Source organism: Nocardiopsis sp. TRM 82005 (assembly GCF_056312425.1).
In genome coordinates this window covers 1-18998 of the sequence record NZ_JBWDTQ010000024.1, presented here as the reverse complement: position 1 = coordinate 18998, position 18998 = coordinate 1, and the positions used below count along the sequence as shown (strand labels likewise).

Annotated in this window: 19 protein-coding genes and 1 tRNA gene; 14 read left to right on the top strand and 6 right to left on the bottom strand. The window is 67.5% G+C overall.

All coding sequences use genetic code 11. From position 1 onward, the window contains the following. Positions 1–4 precede the first annotated feature (4 nt). Positions 5–1459, top strand: a complete 1455-nt coding sequence (locus tag AC0T5L_RS19315) for a glutamate synthase subunit beta (RefSeq protein WP_476166846.1) — start codon at positions 5–7, stop codon at positions 1457–1459. Positions 1460–1561: 102 nt separating this feature from the next. Here AC0T5L_RS19315 and AC0T5L_RS19310 read toward each other — a convergent pair whose 3' ends face one another. Continuing rightward, positions 1562–2287, bottom strand: coding sequence for a DUF4386 domain-containing protein (locus AC0T5L_RS19310; protein ID WP_476166845.1), 726 nt, complete (start codon positions 2285–2287; stop codon positions 1562–1564). Positions 2288–2600: 313 nt separating this feature from the next. On the opposite strand from AC0T5L_RS19310, the gene AC0T5L_RS19305 reads away from it, so the two are divergent. The 3 genes from AC0T5L_RS19305 to pyk all read left to right on the top strand — a co-directional run bounded on the left by AC0T5L_RS19305 (position 2601) and on the right by pyk (position 5804). Next, a complete protein-coding gene (locus AC0T5L_RS19305) occupies positions 2601–2984 on the top strand; it encodes a DUF2784 domain-containing protein (protein ID WP_476166844.1) in 384 nt (127 codons plus the stop codon). A 73-nt stretch (positions 2985–3057) separates the two neighbouring features. After that, a complete protein-coding gene (locus tag AC0T5L_RS19300; RefSeq protein WP_476166954.1) occupies positions 3058–3957 on the top strand; it encodes a prenyltransferase in 900 nt (299 codons plus the stop codon). 413 nt (positions 3958–4370) lie between these two features. Continuing rightward, entirely contained in the window at positions 4371–5804 is a 1434-nt protein-coding gene (gene pyk / locus AC0T5L_RS19295) for a pyruvate kinase (RefSeq protein ID WP_476166843.1), read from the top strand. Between the two features lie 154 nt (positions 5805–5958). Here pyk and AC0T5L_RS19290 read toward each other — a convergent pair whose 3' ends face one another. From AC0T5L_RS19290 to AC0T5L_RS19275, 4 genes are all read right to left on the bottom strand, one after another. After that, entirely contained in the window at positions 5959–6918 is a 960-nt protein-coding gene (locus AC0T5L_RS19290; protein WP_476166842.1) for a DUF1266 domain-containing protein, read from the bottom strand. A gap of 210 nt (positions 6919–7128) precedes the next feature. Then, entirely contained in the window at positions 7129–7359 is a 231-nt protein-coding gene (locus tag AC0T5L_RS19285; RefSeq protein WP_476166841.1) for a hypothetical protein, read from the bottom strand. A gap of 36 nt (positions 7360–7395) precedes the next feature. Then, complete coding sequence (locus AC0T5L_RS19280) at positions 7396–7914, bottom strand: hypothetical protein (protein ID WP_476166840.1); 519 nt, start codon at positions 7912–7914, stop codon at positions 7396–7398. A gap of 109 nt (positions 7915–8023) precedes the next feature. After that, positions 8024–8096: transfer RNA gene (locus tag AC0T5L_RS19275), tRNA-Leu, on the bottom strand. Positions 8097–8256: 160 nt separating this feature from the next. Here AC0T5L_RS19275 and AC0T5L_RS19270 point away from each other — a divergent pair. The 8 genes from AC0T5L_RS19270 (at position 8257) to rpsD (ending at position 16426) form a co-directional block, all read left to right on the top strand. Further along, the gene (locus tag AC0T5L_RS19270) at positions 8257–8823 is read left to right on the top strand and encodes an ANTAR domain-containing response regulator (RefSeq protein ID WP_476166953.1); all 567 of its coding nucleotides are present in this window, start codon (positions 8257–8259) and stop codon (positions 8821–8823) included. Between the two features lie 379 nt (positions 8824–9202). Then, the gene (locus AC0T5L_RS19265) at positions 9203–10753 is read left to right on the top strand and encodes a branched-chain amino acid ABC transporter permease (protein WP_476166839.1); all 1551 of its coding nucleotides are present in this window, start codon (positions 9203–9205) and stop codon (positions 10751–10753) included. A 10-nt stretch (positions 10754–10763) separates the two neighbouring features. Next, complete coding sequence (locus AC0T5L_RS19260) at positions 10764–11753, top strand: branched-chain amino acid ABC transporter permease (RefSeq protein ID WP_476166838.1); 990 nt, start codon at positions 10764–10766, stop codon at positions 11751–11753. Further along, positions 11743–12612, top strand: a complete 870-nt coding sequence (locus AC0T5L_RS19255) for an ABC transporter ATP-binding protein (protein ID WP_476166837.1) — start codon at positions 11743–11745, stop codon at positions 12610–12612. The genes AC0T5L_RS19260 and AC0T5L_RS19255 overlap by 11 nt, the downstream gene beginning before the upstream one ends. Next, positions 12605–13462, top strand: coding sequence for an ABC transporter ATP-binding protein (locus AC0T5L_RS19250; RefSeq protein ID WP_476166836.1), 858 nt, complete (start codon positions 12605–12607; stop codon positions 13460–13462). Before AC0T5L_RS19255 ends, AC0T5L_RS19250 begins: the two co-directional genes overlap by 8 nt. Positions 13463–13849: 387 nt before the next feature. After that, positions 13850–14197, top strand: coding sequence for a HesB/IscA family protein (locus AC0T5L_RS19245; RefSeq protein WP_150245741.1), 348 nt, complete (start codon positions 13850–13852; stop codon positions 14195–14197). Between the two features lie 252 nt (positions 14198–14449). Beyond that, a complete protein-coding gene (locus AC0T5L_RS19240) occupies positions 14450–15421 on the top strand; it encodes a carbohydrate kinase family protein (RefSeq protein WP_476166835.1) in 972 nt (323 codons plus the stop codon). A 393-nt stretch (positions 15422–15814) separates the two neighbouring features. After that, on the top strand, positions 15815–16426 hold the full coding sequence (rpsD, locus tag AC0T5L_RS19235; RefSeq protein ID WP_476166834.1) for a 30S ribosomal protein S4: 612 nt from the start codon (positions 15815–15817) through the stop codon (positions 16424–16426). Between the two features lie 283 nt (positions 16427–16709). Here the strand turns inward: rpsD and AC0T5L_RS19230 are convergent, their stop codons facing one another. Then, positions 16710–16958, bottom strand: a complete 249-nt coding sequence (locus AC0T5L_RS19230) for a sulfurtransferase TusA family protein (RefSeq protein WP_476166833.1) — start codon at positions 16956–16958, stop codon at positions 16710–16712. A gap of 415 nt (positions 16959–17373) precedes the next feature. On the opposite strand from AC0T5L_RS19230, the gene ctaC reads away from it, so the two are divergent. Together ctaC and AC0T5L_RS19220 are read left to right on the top strand one after the other, a co-directional pair. Further along, positions 17374–18342, top strand: a complete 969-nt coding sequence (gene ctaC, locus AC0T5L_RS19225; RefSeq protein WP_476166832.1) for an aa3-type cytochrome oxidase subunit II — start codon at positions 17374–17376, stop codon at positions 18340–18342. After that, the coding region (locus AC0T5L_RS19220) for a cbb3-type cytochrome c oxidase subunit I (RefSeq protein WP_476166831.1) at positions 18342–18998 on the top strand (657 nt) is incomplete at its 3' end. The genes ctaC and AC0T5L_RS19220, both read left to right, overlap by 1 nt.

Here is an 18998-nt window from a genome sequence, read left to right as displayed (position 1 = left end):
ACACATGGCTGACCCCAAGGGTTTCCTGAAGATCACCGAGCGCGAGCTGCCCAAGCACCGGCCGGTCGACGTACGCATCCAGGACTGGCGCGAGGTCTATGAGGACTTCGACCGGGGAACCGTCACCAAACAGGCCTCACGCTGCATGGACTGCGGCATCCCCTTCTGCCACAACGGCTGCCCGCTCGGCAACCTCATCCCCGAGTGGAACAGCCTCGTCCACAACCACGACTGGGCCGAGGCCATCGAGCGCCTGCACGCCACCAACAACTTCCCGGAGTTCACCGGGCGGCTCTGCCCCGCCCCGTGCGAGTCCGCGTGCGTGCTCGGCATCAACCAGCCCGCCGTCACCATCAAGAACGTCGAGGTCTCGATCATCGACCGCGCGTGGGAGGAGGGCTGGGTCAAGCCCCTGCCCCCCGCCACCCGCACCGGCAAGAAGGCCGCCGTCGTCGGCTCCGGCCCCGCCGGACTCGCCGCCGCCCAGCAGCTCACCCGAGCCGGACACGACGTCACCGTCTACGAGCGCGCCGACCGCATCGGCGGCCTGCTGCGCTACGGCATCCCCGAGTTCAAGATGGAGAAGCGGCACATCGACCGCCGCATCGCCCAGATGAGCGCCGAGGGCACCACCTTCCGCACCGGCGTCGACATCGGCGCCGACATCACCGTCGACCAGCTGCGCGCCGACCACGACGCCGTCGTGCTCACCGGCGGAGCCACCGCCTGGCGCGACCTGCCCGCCAAGGGCCGCGAACTCGGCGGCATCCACCAGGCCATGGAATACCTGCCTCTGTCCAACCGGGTGCAGGAGGGCGACTACGAGCGCCCGGCCATCAGCGCCCGGGACAAGCACGTCGTGGTCATCGGCGGCGGCGACACCGGCGCCGACTGCGTGGGCACCGCCCACCGCCAGGGCGCCGCATCGGTCACCCAGCTGGAGATCATGCCCAAGCCGCCCACGACGCGGCCCGACAACCAGCCCTGGCCGACCATGCCGATGCTGTACAAGGTCACCAGCGCCCACGAGGAGGGCGGCAAGCGGATCTACTCCGTCAACACCGTCGAATTCCTCGGCGACGACCACGGCGACGTCCGCGCCCTGAAGCTGGTCGAGGTCAAGCGCACCGACAAGGGCTTCGAACCCGTCGAGGGCACCGAACGCGAGATCCCCGCCGAACTGGTCACCCTGGCCATGGGGTTCGTCGGCCCCCAGAAGGAGGGCATGATCGAACAGCTCGGCGTGGAACTGGACGGACGCGGCAACGTCGTACGCGACGCCGACTACCACACCACCGTCGACGGCGTCTTCTGCGCCGGTGACATGGGCCGCGGCCAGTCGCTGATCGTGTGGGCCATCGCCGAGGGCCGCTCCGCCGCCGCCGGAGTGGACCGCTACCTCACGGACGACAGCACACTGCCGGTCGCCATCCCGCCGACCGAACGCCCGCTCGTCTAGGAGAGCCGACCGAACGGACGAGAACGCGCCGGGCACGGGGACGGACCCCGCGCCCGGCGCGTCGCCGTGTCCGCTCCGCGGCACCGCGGACCCCGCGCCCGGTCAGACACGCGCCCGGCTGGACGCCACCCGCGTCCCGCGTCGCCACGCGAGGACGCCCACACCGATGATCCACAGCGTCGCGAGCATGGTGAACGGCACGAACAGCTCGAAGGACACGCCCGGGACCCCGGCGAACAGCAGGCCGCCGCCGACGAACCAGCCGGCGCACCCCACGATGCCGAGCCAGGTCAGGACCTTCGGGAAGTCGGTCGTGAACAGGTGCGCGACCGCGTGCACCAGCAGTGCCAGCCCCAGGAGCGCCTGGGAGAGGATCGAGACCGCCCCGGCGACCAGCTCCAGCACCCGGGCCTGCCCGATGAGGACCTCGGGAGAGGCGGTCCCGCCCGCCCACTCCCCGGCCACCTGGCCGATACTGAGCCCGTCGACCGCGTAGTCGACGGCGAAGACCGCGACCGCGACGACCAGGAGCGGCTGGGCGAGGCCGGCGACCGCCCGGGCGCGCTCACCGCTCACCGAGCGCGCCAGCGCCGCGAACGCGACCGCCCAGGCCAGCATGCCCAGGATTCCGCCCAGCCGCATCCACAGCCACGGGCGGTCGTTGACGTGATCGAGCACCGCCGCGGGATCGCCGCGCGGCACCTCGCCCAGCAGGGCGAACACGAGCAAGACGGCGGCCGCCCCCGCGACGGCGCAGCACGCCGCGGTCCTGAGCAGTAGCACTGTCGGCGTGCCCGGAGCCCCGGGCACCGTTGAAGCGTGTGTCATCGTTTCCGGCCTTCCACGAGGCGGCTGGCGAGATTCCCCGCCAGTCTCACCCGGACCGCAGCTCACCGGTATCGGGAAGGCACCCCAGACACACCTGACCCTCTCCCTAAGGGAACCGGCCACTGGCCGGCAAAAAGCCCCGACCGGGGCGGGCGCGAACCCCGCCCACCGCGGCACGGAGCGTCTCCGGGCGGTGCGGTCGGCGCGCACAGCCGCCCAGCACCGTCCACAGGCCCCACAACCCCTGGTTCGGCGGGCAGACGACTGGGATACTGGGAGAAACCGGGGCCCGCCAACGTAAGGGGACCGGACGATGATCTACCGACTGATCGCCGACACCGCCATGGTCGTGCATCTGGCCTTCCTCATCTACGTCGCCCTCGGCGGCTTCCTCGCCTGGCGCTGGCCCCGCTTCGTCTGGCCCCACGCCGTCTGCGCCCTCTACGGACTCGGCATCACCGTCATCGGCTGGCCCTGCCCCCTCACCCGCGTGGAGAACTGGTCCCGCGAACACGCCGGGCAGGCCGGGCTCCCCGAGGCCGGCTTCGTCGACCACTACCTCACCGGCATCGTCTACCCGGCCGAACACCTGCTCACAGTGCAACTCGCCGTCGCCGCCACCGTCCTCGTCTCCTGGACCGGGCTCCTCGTCCTCACCCGAAGACGCAGACACCACACCGCCACGAACCGCACGTAAATATCACGAATGGATCACTCGCCACCCATTCCCCCCACACGAACACCCACGTACCGTCGAAGACATGACCGTTGTGACCTGGGACTCCTTCCGCGCCGCGGAACACTTCACCATGCGCAGCGCCCGACTGATCGACCGACACCGCTTCGCCCACCTGTTCCGGAACGGACCCACCGAACCCGTCCGCTCAGCACTCGCCGCCTACCGCAACATCGACGGCGGCTACGGCAACGGACTCGACCCCGACCTGCGCGGACACGCCAGCCAGCCCGCCGTCACCGCGGTCGCCCTGCGCTACCTCGACGACCTCGGCCCCATCCCCGCCAGCCTCGGCCACGGCATCTGCCGCTACCTGGCCACCACCACCAACCCCGACGGGGGCCTGCCCCCCGTCCAGCCCAACATCCGCTACACCCAGTCAGCACCCTGGTGGCAACACCACGAAGACTTCTCCAGCGACCTCGGACTCACCGCACTCATCGCCGGATACCTCCACAAACACAACATCACCCACTCCTGGCGCGACAACGCCACCGCCTACTGCTGGAAACACATCGCCGCCCTGCGCTGGACCAACCCGCACGAAGCCATCGGCGTATGCACCTTCCTCCAGCACGTCCCCGACCGCCACCGCGCGGTCCACACCACCAACCGACTCCACCCCATGATCCGCGCGGTCATCGACACCGACCCCAAGCCCAGCGCCCACCAACACACCCACACGGCACTCGACCTGGCCCCAGCACCCGACCACATCACCCGACCGCTCTTCACCGACACCGAAATCGAACACAACCTCGACTTCACCGAACGGACCCAACGCCCCGACGGCGGCTGGGACACCATCGGACAGCACTGGGACACCGTCGCCACCCTCGAACACGAGGGCATGCGCACCATCCACTGCCTGCGCACCCTCCGCGCCTACGGCCGCGTCGGACCCTTCCTGCCACCACCGCGCCGCGACCACTGACCAGACCCGCCCGGCCCAGCCGCCCCGCCCGGCCCGGTCACCCGACCCCACGGCGCGTCACCGACCGCGCCCCCACCCCCGCGCACACAACCCAGGCACCTCCGTGCCCAACACCTCACCCACACACACCGTGTGCACCACCAACACCGCCACACCCCGCAAAGCACGCCGCGCCACCGCGCACGCCCCCACCTCCCACAACACACCCCCCGAAGCTGTCACCTCGACAGACAAAGCCCCCCACGCACCGACACGCGCACACCCCCACCACGAAGCAACACCCACAACCCCCCACGCAGCGGTCCGAACCATCACCCAGGGTGCCCAGAATTCGCCTTCTCGCAGCCCCGCATGCGTCCAATCGCAACCTGGTTTAGACCACTGCATCCCTCAGACGCTCTAGAGTGTTATGCGTGACACGTCGAGCAAAAATCGTCGCGACCCTCGGCCCCGCCACCTCGAGCCCGGAAACCCTCCGCAAGCTCGTCGACGCGGGACTGGACGTCGCCCGACTCAACCTCAGCCACGGAACCCACGACGACCACAGCGCCAGCCTCGCCAACCTCCGGCAGGCCGCTGAGACCGCGCACCAAGCGGTCGGAGTCCTCGCCGACCTCCAAGGACCCAAGATCCGCATCGGCACCTTCGCCGACGGACCCGTCGACCTCACCACCGGCGACGAATTCACCATCACCACCGACGACGTCCCCGGAGACAGCACACGCGTCTCCACCACCTACAAGGGACTCCCCGGAGACGTCCGCCCCGGAGACCGCGTCCTCATCGACGACGGCCGCATCGCGCTGGAATGCACCAAGACCACCAGCACCGACGTCCACACCCGCGTCATCTTCGGCGGCCCCATCTCCAACCACAAGGGACTCAACCTCCCCGGTGTCGCCGTCAGCGTCCCCGCGCTCACCGACAAGGACGAGCACGACCTACGCTGGGCCCTCCACCAGGACGTCGACATGATCGCCCTCTCCTTCGTCCGCAGCCCCGCGGACGCCGAAGAGTGCCACCGCATCATGGACGAGGAGGGCATCACCGTCCCCCTCATCGCCAAAATCGAGAAACCCCAGGCCGTCGAGCGCCTCCAGGACATCATCGAGGTCTTCGACGGAGTCATGGTCGCCCGCGGCGACCTCGGCGTCGAACTCCCCCTCGAAAACGTCCCCATGGTGCAAAAGCGCGCCGTCGAACGCTGCCGCGACAAGGCCAAACCGGTCATCGTCGCCACCCAGATGCTCGAATCCATGATCGGAGCACCCCGGCCCACCCGCGCCGAGACCTCCGACGTCGCCAACGCGGTCCTCGACGGCGCGGACGCCGTCATGCTCTCCGGTGAGACCAGCGTCGGCAAGTACCCCATCGAAACCGTCGAGACCATGGCCCGCATCGTCGGCGCCGCCGAGCAGGAATCCCTGCGCGCCTCGCACATCCTCAACCGGGTACCCGAAACCACCGGCGGGGCCATCGCCCGCGCCTCCGCGGAAATCGGCGCCACCGTCGGCGCCAAGGCACTGGTCGCCTTCACCATGTCCGGCGAGACCGCCCGACGCCTGGCGCGCTACCGCTCTCCCATCCCGCTGATGGCGTTCACCACCGAACAGACCACCCGCGGAAGGCTCTCCCTCACCTGGGGAGTCGAGAGCCACATCGTGCCCTGGGTCGACAACACCGACGACATGGTCCGCCAGGTGGAAAGCGAACTCCTCCAACTCGGCGACTACCACAAGGGCGACAAGATCGTCATCGTGGCGGGCAGCCCGCCCGGAACCGTCGGTTCCACCAACTTCCTGCGCGTCCACCGCCTCGGCGACGCCGTGGCGCTCGAAGCGCAGTAGGACCCAGGCGCCCTCCCCACAGGGCGCCCACAGACGTGCCGCATCAGGTCCGGCCCGGCAGGAGAAGGCGTATGAGCCGCGCCGCCCCACCGGGCAGGACCAGATGCGGCCGACGTTTTTCCGGCAGGCCCTCAAGCCCCTCCACGAGCCCCGGCTAGGGCTCCTGGCCGGTCGCCGTGCCGCCCTCGGGAAGAACCCGCTCCAACGGCATGTCCCACGGCAACAGGTTCCACGGACTCCGGGGATCCTCCGTCAGCAGCCCCAGCGCCGTCCACACCCGGTCCGTGTCGGCGTGATCACCCTCCACACCCTTCCCGGGCCACAACAGGTACCCCGCGTGGAAGGCCATGGACAACTGCTGCCACGACGAGTACCGGCGCTGCAGGTCCGAGGCCACCCGCCGCAGCAGGTTCTGCGTCTCCACCGGGCTCAGCCAGTCCAGCGAAGCGCCACCGCACACCAGCCGGATCACGTGCACCGACTTCCACCACTGGTAGGCGCCGATGAGCACGGTCTCGTCCGCCTCCGCCACCCCCGTGACCGCACGCAGTCGGGCCACCTGGTCACCGGTCAGACGCACATGCGCCCCAGTAGCCCCCCCACCCTGCTCCAGGGGAAGACGCGACCTGGCGATCCCGCCGCGCAGGTCCACCACCAGGTCCAGCGTCGAACCGCTGTGCAACTCGTCGAGCAGGGCCTCAACGGCCTCACGCAGCGACTCGCGACCGGTCACCCCCCACTGGTGTTCCAGCATGCGCCGGTAGCGGCGACGCAACGAGGGCCGGGCGACCACGTCCCACGGCTCGGCCAGCGCCACCCGGAACGGCGCCGCCACGGCCGCGGCCCAGCGCTCGGTACTCAGAGGAGCGTCGGGATCCTTGGTGCGCACCGTCGGGGACTCCCGGGCACCGATCACCAACTCGGCGAAGGAACCGGCGACCAGCGCGACGACGGGCAGGAACGCCCACCCCGGCTGGCCGACGGCCACGAGCAGGACGATGAGCAGCGCGAAGGGGGACAGCAGCCACGGCTGGCGGCGTTGGGAGCCCCAGGCCACCACGACCCAGGCGCCGATAACCAGTGCGCCGACGATCCCGGCCACCGCGGTCAGCACCCGCTGCTCCTCTCCTGAGAATTCGTATCCGAACTTCAAGGATCAGGGAGGCGCGCCCGCATGAGCGACCGAACTGACGGGTTGTATTCAGGTTGTGGCCGTGATGTGACCGCTTCAGCCCAGTTGTCCAGTCATAAAGTGACAAACGGCCCATTTGGGGCGGTACTGGCCGGGTAGTTACGGAGGTTCTGGCCCGTCTGCCCGAGCCCCTCAGTACTTGGGCCCCACGAAGGTGTCCATGCGCGCCACAGCGGCCTTCTTGGCGACCGACACGATGATGGCGTCCTGGTGCGGGGGTTTGGCTTCTATGCGGTTCTTCCAGGGGATGTCGAGACGGTCGAGAGCGTGGGTGTACAGGTCACTGATGTCCCGCGAGGTGTTGCAGAAGAAGTAGCGCGGGTACTCGTAGTACTTCCACGCGCCGGCGACTCGCTTGCGCACGCGGTTGGAGACGCGACACCCGTCGGAGTGGATCAGTCATCGGATGAATCCCTTGGGATGTTCGTCGACGATCCTCTGCTGCCAGGATTCCAGCGCGATCCTTCGAGAGTGCTTCATCCCCCTGCCATGTTGGGGAAAGATGCACCGCCAGTGCTTCGACGTGGCCTTGACTTCGGTAGACCCTTGGCGCTGGACGCGGAAGACGCCGACGGGGAAGACCTTGGGTATGGCAGCGGCGCACTCCTCCATGACGCCGGGCCATGTGTCGCAGCAGATGATGGAGAGGTAGTCGACGCCGTTCCGTACGCCGCCGATGTACCCGTCTCCGAGATAGAGGCCGAGGAGGTAGGCATAGGAGCCCGGATCGGGGGCACCTGTCCCGCAAAACGGGCAGTAGACGGTACGGTCAGCCTCCGCACGAGCAGTTCGCCGGTGGCCGTGGCGCCAGTGGCTGATCGCCTGCACGGAGACACCGCACTGCGCCGCGATGGCCTTGTCGGTCAGTCCCAGGGCTTTGAGTCGGAAGGTTTCGTCGACTACTTCGCGTGAGTACATAGCGTGAATACTCGCTCACGCTAGTGACAGTCCGTCGATGGCTCCACTGCGGAGGGATGAGATGCCCGAAATGACAAGAGCCGCCCTCTTTGGCGGCTCTGTGTCTCTGTGCCCTGAGTGGGATTCGAACCCACACTTTACGCCTTTTGAGGGCGCCGTCTCTGCCGTTGGACTATCAGGGCTGGGGAAGTTTGTCAAGTCCTTCTCTGGTTTTTTCTTCCTCCGGGATGAACACTACTCCACCAACGGTGATGTCACAATTGACGCGCAGTGCCGGTCCCGGCGGTCTGCATCCTATCGGATCTCGGTAACCTCGTGTACGTGACGAGGACGCAGAGCCGTGTGGTGATCGCGGAAGACGAGGCCCTGATCCGCCTGGACCTCAAGGAGATGTTGGAAGAGGACGGTTACGCCGTCGTGGGCGAGGCCGGTGACGGGGAGACCGTCATCCGTCTTGCCCGAGAGCTCAAGCCGGACCTGGTGATCACCGACATCAAGATGCCGGTGCTCGACGGCCTCTCGGCCGCCGAGCGCATCGCGGAGGAGAGGATCGCCCCCGTGGTGATCCTGACTGCCTTCTCCCAGCGCGAACTGGTCGAGCGGGCACGTGAGGCCGGGGCTATGGCCTACCTGGTCAAGCCGTTCAACAAGACCGACCTGGTGCCCGCCATCGAGATGGCCACCTCCCGCTACGCGGAGTTGGCCGCGCTGGAGTCCGAGGTCAGCAGCCTCCAGGACCGCCTGGAGACACGAAAGCTGGTCGAGCAGGCCAAGGGGCTGCTTCAGAGCCGCCACGGGATGAGTGAGCCTGAGGCGTTCCGGTGGATCCAGAAGAACTCGATGGACCGGCGCCTGACCATGCGCAAGGTCGCAGAGACCGTTGTCGAGACCCTCGGGGGTAGTAAGTAGCGCTTACGGTTCCACCCCGTGCAACCTGAACAGGGGGCCGCACCCGGACCGGGTGCGGCCCCCTGTCGCTGTCCGGGGGCTTGGCCTCCCCGTGCCGTCCGGGGGGTTCATGTGTCCTTTCGAGCACGAAGAGTGCGTGCGTATGTGCAGATCAGGCTTGTACGGGAGTGAAAACAAGACAGATGTCCAAGGTCAATCCGCTGCAGGTACCAGTTTGATCTCGTTTGCGCACAATGGGGTGACGGTTGGATCACGTGGCTTTAGGCATGCTGAACGACCTGCCTAAATCGGGCTAAACTCACCGCACCGAACAGCAAAGGACAGCGGTGGCGAATGCGCGCATTCGGCACCGCCACCCTCAGATGCGCAAGGAGCGCGCGTGCGCACACGTCTCGTGACCGTGCTGCTCGCCCTGATCACCGCCATCCTGGTGATCCCCGGGCCAGCGGCGACGGCAGACGAACAGGGCGGTGAAGCGCTGCACGGTCAGATCCTCAACCCGGATGATCGGGATCAAGGTGTCGAAGGCATCGGGATCGCGGTCTTCGACGGTGAGGACGAGATCGGGGCGGCCGAAACCGACTCTGATGGAATGTGGGAAGTGGAGCTGCCCGAACCGGGCACCTACCGCGTCGTGGTGGACCAGGAGTCCGTCCCCAGTGAGTTCGTCGTACGAGAGGGCATCGTCGTCGACGGCGAAACCGAGGTGGAGGTCGAAGCCGACGATCAGCGCCCCCTCATCATCGCGCTGGAACGTCCGGGTGAGTCCGACGACGGCTCCGCCTCCCCCTCGGAGGAGAGCGAGGACTCAGACGCCGCGGCCGGGGACGACGAGGCCATCGAACCCACGACGGACGGGGGCACCTCCTTCGGTGAGCGGTTCGTCCAGCTCACCGCGGCGGGCCTCCTGTTCGGCCTGGTCATCGCGGTTTCGGCGATCGGGCTCTCCCTGATCTTCGGGACCACGAAGATGATCAACTTCGCCCACGGCGACATGGTGACCTTCGGTGCGATGGCCGCTCTGGTCTTCAGCACCGGTGCCGCGGGCCTGGGCAACTCCCTGCTGGCGATCTTCGCCGGCCTGGGCGGCGCGGTCCTTCTCGGCGGCTTCATGGAGCACAGGCTGTCCAGGCCGGTGCTGATCACCGCGCAGTGGACGTTGATCTTCGGCGGTATCGCGCTGGCCACCGTCCTGGGGGTGATGGGCGACTCGGTGGGTTGGAGCGTGCCGCTGTGGCTGGCCGCCGCGGTGGCGGTCCTGATGGGCGCGGTGCTGGGTGCGTCGATGGAGCGCTACATCTGGCGCCCGCTGCGGCACCGCAACGTCGCGCTGATCCAGATGTTCATCGTCTCGATCGGTCTGGCGCTGGTGCTGCGCCATGTGGTCCTGGTGCTCTTCGGGGCGGGGCGCAACCGCTACTCCGGCTTCCAGATCCAGGACCTGGTGGAGATCGGCCCGGTCTCGATGGCCCCCCGTGACCTGACGATCATGGCCGTGGCGGTCGTGGTCCTGGTGGGCGTGGCCTGCCTGTTGCAGTTCACCCGTATCGGCAAGGCGATGCGCGCGGTCTCGGACAACCGGGATCTGGCTGAGTCCTCCGGTATCGACGTGGACCGGGTCACGCTGTACGTGTGGGGCCTGGGCGGCGGTCTGTCCGCGCTGGGCGGTGTGCTCTACGGGCTCAACCAGGTCGTCGAGTACGAGATGGGCTTCCGGCTGCTGCTGATGATGTTCGCCGCGGTGATCCTCGGCGGTCTCGGCACTGCTTACGGCGCGATGGTCGGCGGTCTGGCCGTCGGCCTGGTGGCGATGCTGTCCACCCTGTGGTTCCCGTCCCAGCTCATGCAAGCATGGGCACTGGCCCTGATGATCCTCATGCTGCTGATCAGGCCTCAGGGCCTGCTCGGTCGGCGCGAGCGGGTCGGCTAGGAGAGACACGATGGATATTCTTTCGATCCTTGCCGAGTCCACCCGATCGGCGCTCGGCCCGATCGCGGCGATTTATGCGCTCGCCGCCATCGGACTCAACTTCCACTTCGGTTATACGGGGTTGCTCAACTTCGGCCAGGTCGGCTTCATGCTGGTGGGTGCCTACGGTGTGGGTATCAGCGTCGCGGTGTTCGACCTGCCGCTTCTGGTCGGTTTCGGTGTCGGCCTGCTGTGCGCGTTCGTGTTGGCGCTGTTGTTGGGCGTACCGACGCTGCGCTTGCGGGCGGACTATCTGGCGATCACGACGATCGCGGCGGCGGAGGTGCTGCGCCTGGTGTACCGGGCGGGCTTCGCCGAGCCGCTGACGGGCGGTGTGTACGGCCTCCAGAACCTGGCGTCGGATTTCCGTGTGCTCAACCCGTTCGACGGGGGTGCGCGTTACGGTTTCGGCCCGTTGTCCTACAACGGCAACCATCTGTGGGTGCTGGTGGTGACGTGGACTCTGGTGGCCCTGATGGTCGGTGTGACCTGGATGTTGATGCACAGTCCGTGGGGGCGTGTGATCAAGGGCATCCGGGAGGACGAGGACGCGGTCCGCAGCCTGGGCAAGAACGTGTTCGGGTACAAGATGCAGGTGCTGGTGCTGGGCGGTCTGGTCGGTGCGCTGGCGGGTTGCATGCTGGCGGTGTACCAGGCCTCGATCCAGCCGGACCAGTTCAAGCCCCAGGTGACGTTCTTCCTGTGGGTGATTCTGCTCCTGGGCGGTGCCGGGCGTGTGTTCGGCCCGGTTCTGGGTGCGATGGCGTTCTGGTTCCTGATGACCTTCACCGACGGTGTGCTCAAGGGCTTCGGCTCCATGGGCTGGCTGCCGTTCCTGTCGGGTCCGGACTACGGTGCGATCCAGTTGGCCTTCGTGGGCCTGTTGCTGGTGCTGCTGATCGTCTTTCGGCCTCAGGGCATCATCGGCGACCGCAAGGAGATGCTGATCAATGTCAAGTGATGAGACGAGTGCCGGCGTGGACCGTATGGCCGGTGCGGAGCCGGTGCCCGGGTCGGCCAAGCCGGACCCGGTCCTGGTGGCGGACGGTGTGCGGCGTTCCTTCGGTGGCCTGACGGCTGTGGACGTGGAGCACCTGGAGGTGCAGCGCGGCACGATCACGGCGTTGATCGGTCCGAACGGTGCTGGTAAGTCCACGCTGTTCAACCTGTTGACCGGTTTCGACCGGGTGGACGGGGGCCGGTGGACGTTCCAGGGCAGGCCGGTCAACGGCAAGAGCGGTCACCGGGTGGCGCGGTCGGGGATGGTGCGGACCTTCCAGCTGACCAAGGCGCTGACTCGTATGACGGTGCTCGACAACATGTTGCTGGGTGCTCCCGGTCAGTTCGGTGAGCGGATGGCCGGTGCGTTCCTGCGTCCGGTGTGGCATGGGCAGGAGCGGGCGAACACGCGGCGCGCCATGGAGTTGTTGGAGCGCTTCAAGCTGATCGACAAGCGCGATGACATGGCGGGTTCGCTGTCCGGTGGGCAGCGCAAGCTGTTGGAGATGGCGCGTTCGCTGATGACCGATCCGACCATGATCATGCTCGATGAGCCGATGGCGGGTGTGAACCCGGCGCTGGTGCAGTCGTTGCTGGGCCATATCACGTCGTTGCGCGATGAGGGCAAGACGGTGCTCTTCGTGGAGCACGACATGGACGTGATCATGGGGATCAGCGACTGGATCGTGGTGTTGGCTCAGGGCCGGGTGATCGCGGAGGGGAGTCCTGCCGATATTCGGTCCAACCAGCAGGTGATCGACGCCTACCTGGGTGCCCAGGAGGATGAGACGGCTGTGGCCCGGGAGGGTGACGATGACTGACAACGCGAATCTGCGGCCGGAGCCGGGGGAGGTTCCGGCGGAGGCCGAGGAGGTCGCGGTCACCCAGGAGCACCGCGAGGAGGTTCTGGAGCACGTCGGTGCCGAGGAGCCGGAGGTGGGTGGTCCGCTGGACTATCTGCTGTTGGCCAAGGACGTGGTGGCTGGTTACGTGCCGGGGGTGAACATCCTCAACGGGTGCACCCTGACGCTGACCGAGGGCGAGGTCGTGGCGATCATCGGCCCGAACGGTGCGGGCAAGTCCACGCTGATCAAGACGGTCTTCGGGCTTCTCCCGGTCCGCGGGGGTGATCTGACGCTGCGGGGGAGCAGTATCTCGGGTCTGCCGGCGCACGGTCTGGTGGAGCGGGGCGTGGGTTACGTCCCGCAGACGCGGAACGTGTTCCCGTCGTTGACCATCGAGGAGAACCTCCAGATGGGGGCGTTCCTGCGGCCGCGTACCTTCACCGAGCGGTTCGGGGTGGTGGCGGGGTTGTTCCCGTTGCTGGCTGATCGGCGCAAGGCCAAGGCGGGGTCGCTGTCGGGCGGTGAGCGCCAGATGGTGGCCATGGGGCGTGCGCTGATGATGGATCCGGCGGTGCTGTTGTTGGACGAGCCGACGGCGGGTCTGTCGCCGATCTACCAGGAGGAGGTCTTCCAGCGGGTCAAGGAGGTCAACGAGACGGGTGTCTCGGTGGTCATGGTGGAGCAGAACGCCCGCCGCTGCCTACAGATCTGTGACCGCGGCTATGTGCTGGACCAGGGGCGTAACGCGTACACGGGCTCGGGCGCGGACCTGTTGGAGGATCCGAACGTGATCGAGTTGTACCTGGGGACGCTCGCCAAGGGGTGATCCGCGCGAGGGTGTGGGGCGGGGCCCGTGGTGGGTTCCGCCCCCTCTTTTGTCTGCCCTTTTTGGTGCTGTGGGGGGCGGGTGTTCTGTTGGTGGGTTTGTGCACAGGTGCCGGTGGGGAGATGGCGTCACGGGGCCGGACAAATTACCCTGGTGGAACGAGCACGTCCGTGCTTGGCCGAGGCCCCGCCCACACCGTGGAAACGGGCGGCGGGGAGAATACGGCTGCGGCACGGCGACACCGGTGGCGGTCGGACAGGAATGTCGGGCCAGTGCCGGGTGTTGGGATCCGTTGAAGGGGACGGGACCCGCCGCGGCGGGCCGGTCCCAGACGCGACCGAGGGGTCGTCAGGCTAGCCGCAACCCCTTTCAGAGGAGCTTTACAACATGACGGTTCAGAGCGAGACCACCGAGGGGATCATCCTCACCGACGAGGCGTCTGCCAAGGTCAGGGCGCTCCTTGAGCAGGAGGGGCGGGACGACCTGCGCCTTCGCGTGGCCGTTCAGCCCGGTGGTTGCTCGGGGCTGCGTTACCAGCTCTACTTCGACGAGCGCGACCTGGACGGCGACGTCGTCGCCGATTTCGGCGGTGTGGAGGTCGTTACCGACCGGATGAGTTCCCCCTACCTGATCGGGGCCCAGATCGACTTCGTCGACACGATCGAGAAGCAGGGGTTCACGATCGACAACCCCAACGCCACCGGTTCCTGCGCCTGCGGTGACTCCTTCAACTAGGGGCGTCGGGCGGACCGGGGCCGGAGAGCTCCCCGCCTCGGCTGGGTCCGGGGCAGCGGTGTCGGGGGAGGGCGGTTCTTCCGCCCTCCCCTTCGCCGTGTCCGGGCCCGGGGGTGTTCTCCGGGGCTGGGCGGCGAGTGATGCTTCGGCGGTACTGGATACTCTGGGGCAGTCCGAGCCGGGCTTGCCTCGGCCATATCCGCATCCCGTCCGGTCCCAGACCGACACCTCCCATCAAGGAGCCTTCGTCCCGTGCGTATAGCGGTTGCCGGATCCATCGCCACCGATCACCTGATGTCCTTCGAGGGGCGGTTCGCCGAGCAGATCATCCCCGAGCAGATCCAGCAGTTGTCGCTGTCCTTCCTGATCGATGAGCTGGATGTCAGGCGCGGCGGTGTCGCGGCCAACATCTGCTTCGGTATGGGCCGGTTCGGCCTGGACCCGGTTCTGGTGGGTGCGGCCGGGGCCGATTTCGAGGATTACCGTGCCTGGCTGGATCGCCACGGTGTCGACACCTCGGCCGTGTACATCTCCGAGTTGCGCCATACCGCCCGGTTCATCTGCACCACGGACCGGGACCAGAACCAGATCGCGTCCTTCTACGCGGGTGCCATGGCCGAGGCCCGCAACATCGAGTTGCAGCCGATCGCTGAGCGTGTGGGCGGGCTGGACCTGGTGCTGATCGGTGCGGACGATCCGGAGGCCATGGTGCGCCACAGCGAGGAGTGCCGTACGCGCGGCATCGCCTTCGCCGCCGACCCCTCCCAGCAGCTGGCCCGGATGGAGGGTCCGCGGGTGCGTGCCCTGATCGAGGGCGCCTCGTTCCTGTTCACCAACGAGTACGAGAAGGCCCTGGCCGAGCAGAAGACCGGCTGGTCCGACGCCGAGGTCCTGTCCCGGGTCGGCACCCGTATCACCACGCTGGGGGCCAAGGGCGCCCGTATCGACCGCGAGGGTGAGCCGAGCGTGCACGTGCCCGCCGTGACGGTCGGTGATCTGGTGGACCCCACGGGTATGGGGGACGCTTTCCGTGCGGGTTTCCTGGCGGCCCATTCGTGGGGGCTGTCCCGGGAGCGCGCCGCCCAGGTGGGCAACACCACCGCGGCGCACTGTCTGGAGGCTGACGGTCCGCAGGAGTACACGCTGACCGCTGCCTCCCTGCTGGAGCGTCTGGAGAAGTCCTACGGGGCCGGGGCCGCCGCCGAGGTCGAGCCCTTCCTGTAGGCGGCGCCCGGTCGGCGGCTGGTGCCGTCGGGGTGCCTCCTTCGGGCTTGGGAGTGCTCGCGGGTTCGCGTTCGCTGGTTGGGGTGGTGTCCGCGAGCCCGTAGAGTAGTGATTCGCGACCCGCACGACCCGGTCCGTGGACCGGGCCGCGCCCCGAACGGCCGCCGCTCCCAGGGGCTGGCGGCCAGCACGGGGAGCCCCGTGCCCTCCGGTGCGCTGAAACGCGTGCCGGTGACCTAGCCCAAGCCGTTCGCGCTGGGTCGCCGCGACGGTGGGGAACCCGTCCCGATCACGTGCTCTGGCGCGTTGTCGTGGGCTCGGGCGCCTTGAGCGCCTCCCAGATTTAGGCCAGCCTTACCTGGGATTCCCTGATTAAGCCTGAAAGGACATTGCATGCGCTACACCGGACCGAAGGTGCGGTTGTCCCGGCGCGCCGGCACTCCGCTGACCCGTAAGGCGGTCAGCTACTTCGAGAAGCGCCCCTACCCGCCCGGTGAGCACGGCCGCCGTGTTCGTCGCAACAGCAGCGACTTCGCCGTCCGCCAGGCGGAGAAGCAGAAGGTGCGCTGGTACTACGACCTGACCGAGAAGCAGCTGCTGCGGGTCTACGAGGGTGCCAAGAAGCGTTCGGGCCGTACCGGTGAGGAGATGCTCGCCGAGCTGGAGCTGCGTCTGGCCACGGTCGTGCTGCGCTCCGGTCTGGCCTCGTCGGTCTACGCCGCCCGCCAGTTCGTCAACCACGGCCACATCACCGTGGACGGCAAGAAGGTCGACATCCCGTCGTACCAGGTCAAGCCGGGTCAGATCGTCAGTGTTCGGGAGAAGTCCCGCAACATGGTGCCCTTCGTCGAGGCCGCCGAGGGCATCCACGCCGACGACAAGATCGCTGGCTTCCTCGCGGTGAGCCACAAGGACCTGCGCGTGGCGGTCATCGACCGTCCCAAGCGTGAGCAGATCCCGGTGCCCTTCGACGAGCAGCTCGTCGTCGAGTTCTACGCCCGCTAAGCACCCCCTGTCGGGCAGCTCCCGCGAGTGTCCCCCCGTGGACGCCGGGGGAGCGGGGAAGGCCGTGCGGACACCTCCGCACGGCCTTCCCCTTGTCGGGTCCCGCTCACCCGGACCGTCCGGTGCCCTGGTCGGCGCGCGGTGGTGCATTCCGTCACGCGCACAATTCGGTGTGGCATAAATTGTTATCCCACCGGAACCAAAACCGTCCCGGTCTCCCGGGGCCGGGTTTCGGGCCCTTTCCGGCCCCCGGATCGGGTCCTTGGCCCCCGCGTTCCACGTGTCAGTACATGCGGCGGATGTGAAAAGCGCTACCACGTTCCAGGGGTTGCTCGGTGACGAACTCGTGCATCTTCATCCGGCACCAGGCCGGGATGTCGGCGTGCGCCGCGGGATCGTCCGCGGTGACCGCGATGACCGAGCCGATGGGCACTTCGTGCAGTCGGGCGGCCAGCATGATGATGGGGATGGGGCATTTGCGGCCCACCGCCTCCACGGTGGCCGACGGCGTCTGCGGCGGGTACTCGGGCACGTGGTACACCCCTGTGTGTCGTCGTCCTGTGGCGACCATCCTGGCCTGATCGGGTCCGTAAGGCGAACCCGGTTAAGGGTGCCGTAAACCCAGCGATACGCTCGCCTTGGTCTTTCCTCGTGAAGCGTCCGCGCCGCCCTCCGGGGCGGTGGGGACACGATCGACGACAAGAGGGCCCGGGGGGACGCCGGGCCGCGCTCCGTAGCCAGCCGGGAGGGTTTATCCTCCGCGGGCGAACGGGCCCGGCTCCACGTACCACCGCGCGCTTCGCGCGGGGGCGTCTGGCAACACGCTGACCAGGCAAGCCCCTGAACGGGGCGCTGGGCGGTTCGCGATAATGTTTCCCCCTGAAAAGCTTTGGATACTTAGGCCGCCCGTGGAGGATCCACGGGCTACACCGCTGGGAAGGCAATCCGTGAGTCCGACCCGCCAAGAGAATCGGCGTTTCAACCTGCGCCGATGGGCACCACGCGGCGCCGCGCTGGCCGTGCTGGGGCTGGCCGCGACCGGCTGCGCGTCGAACGATCTCACTCGTTTGGGCATGCCGGAGCCGATCACCAACCAGGCCGAGCGTGTCATCTCGCTCTGGCAGGGCTCCTGGGTGGCGGCTTTCGCGGTCGGCATTCTCGTGTGGGGGCTGATCGCGTGGTCGATCATCTTCCACCGCAAGCGCTCTGAGCAGCTGCCGCCCCAGGTGCGGTACAACATGCCCATCGAAGCGCTCTACACCGTTCTGCCGATCGTCATCATCTCGGTGCTGTTCTTCTTCACGGCCCGGGACCAGACGATCCTGCTCGACACCGATGAGCCCGCGGACGTCAACATCGAGGTCGTGGCCTTCCAATGGGCCTGGCAGTTCAACTACCTCGACGAGACCAAGGAGGACGGCGGGGAGGTGCTCTTCTCCCAGACGGGTGTCCCCAATCCCGATGGGACCGCGGATCCCTCGACCCAGACGACCCTGGTCCTGCCCGAGGGCGCGACCGTCCACTTCGACCTCCACTCGCCGGACGTCATCCACTCGTTCTGGGTTCCGGCGTTCGGCTTCAAGATGGACGTCATCCCCGGCCGTGACAACGCCTTCCAGGTGGACCTCAACGAGGGCACCGAGGGCGAGTACATCGGCCGTTGCGCCGAGCTGTGCGGTGTCGACCACGCCCGCATGCTCTTCAACGTCGAGGTCCTGCCCCAGGACGAGTACGACACGTGGGCCGCCGAGCAGGAGCAGGCCGCCTCGGAAGCCGAGACCGAAGCCGCCGAGACCGAGGACCAGCCGGAGCTCGGCGAGGGTACGGGCGCTGAGGGCGCGGGTACCGAGGGCGCCGGAACCGATGAAGAGGGCTCGGGCTTCGGTGACTCTGACACCGAGGAGAATGACCAGTAATGACCACCGATAGGACACCGTCGCGCCCGGGGTCGATGATCGTCAGTTGGATGACGTCGACCGATCACAAGATCATCGGGTACATGTACCTGATCACCTCCTTCGCCTTCTTCCTCCTCGGCGGCGTTATGGCGGTGCTCATGCGTGCGGAGCTGTTCGTCCCGGGCATGCAGGTCATGTCCAACGAGCAGTTCAACCAGTTGTTCACCATGCACGGCACGATCATGCTGCTGATGTTCGCGACCCCGCTGTTCATCGGGTTCTCGAACGTGATCATGCCGTTGCAGATCGGCGCGCCCGACGTGGCGTTCCCGAGGATGAACCTGTTCAGCTACTACCTGTTCCTGTTCGGCAGCCTCATCGCCATCAGCGGGTTCATCACACCGGGCGGCGCGGCCAGCTTCGGCTGGTTCGCCTACACGCCGCTGTCGGACGCGGTCCGCTCACCCGGTCTGGGCGGTGACCTGTGGATCCTGGGTCTGACCGTCTCCGGTCTGGGCACGATCCTGGGTGCGGTCAACTTCATCACCACCGGCCTGTGCATGCGCGCGCCCGGTATGACGATGTTCCGCATGCCGATCTTCACCTGGAACACGTTGCTCACCAGTGTCCTGGTGCTCATCGCGTTCCCGGTGCTGACCGCCGCCCTGGTCGCC

Excerpts from the sequence above, each read along its gene's own strand:
- AC0T5L_RS19315 (WP_476166846.1), top strand. The coding sequence starts at position 5 with ATGGCTGACCCCAAGGGTTTCCTGAAGATCACCGAGCGCGAGCTGCCC.
- AC0T5L_RS19310 (WP_476166845.1), bottom strand. The coding sequence starts at position 2,287 with ATGACACACGCTTCAACGGTGCCCGGGGCTCCGGGCACGCCGACAGTG.
- AC0T5L_RS19305 (WP_476166844.1), top strand. The coding sequence starts at position 2,601 with ATGATCTACCGACTGATCGCCGACACCGCCATGGTCGTGCATCTGGCC.
- AC0T5L_RS19280 (WP_476166840.1), bottom strand. The coding sequence starts at position 7,914 with ATGTACTCACGCGAAGTAGTCGACGAAACCTTCCGACTCAAAGCCCTG.
- AC0T5L_RS19260 (WP_476166838.1), top strand. The coding sequence starts at position 10,764 with ATGGATATTCTTTCGATCCTTGCCGAGTCCACCCGATCGGCGCTCGGC.
- AC0T5L_RS19255 (WP_476166837.1), top strand. The coding sequence starts at position 11,743 with ATGTCAAGTGATGAGACGAGTGCCGGCGTGGACCGTATGGCCGGTGCG.
- AC0T5L_RS19250 (WP_476166836.1), top strand. The coding sequence starts at position 12,605 with ATGACTGACAACGCGAATCTGCGGCCGGAGCCGGGGGAGGTTCCGGCG.
- AC0T5L_RS19245 (WP_150245741.1), top strand. The coding sequence starts at position 13,850 with ATGACGGTTCAGAGCGAGACCACCGAGGGGATCATCCTCACCGACGAG.
- rpsD (WP_476166834.1), top strand. The coding sequence starts at position 15,815 with ATGCGCTACACCGGACCGAAGGTGCGGTTGTCCCGGCGCGCCGGCACT.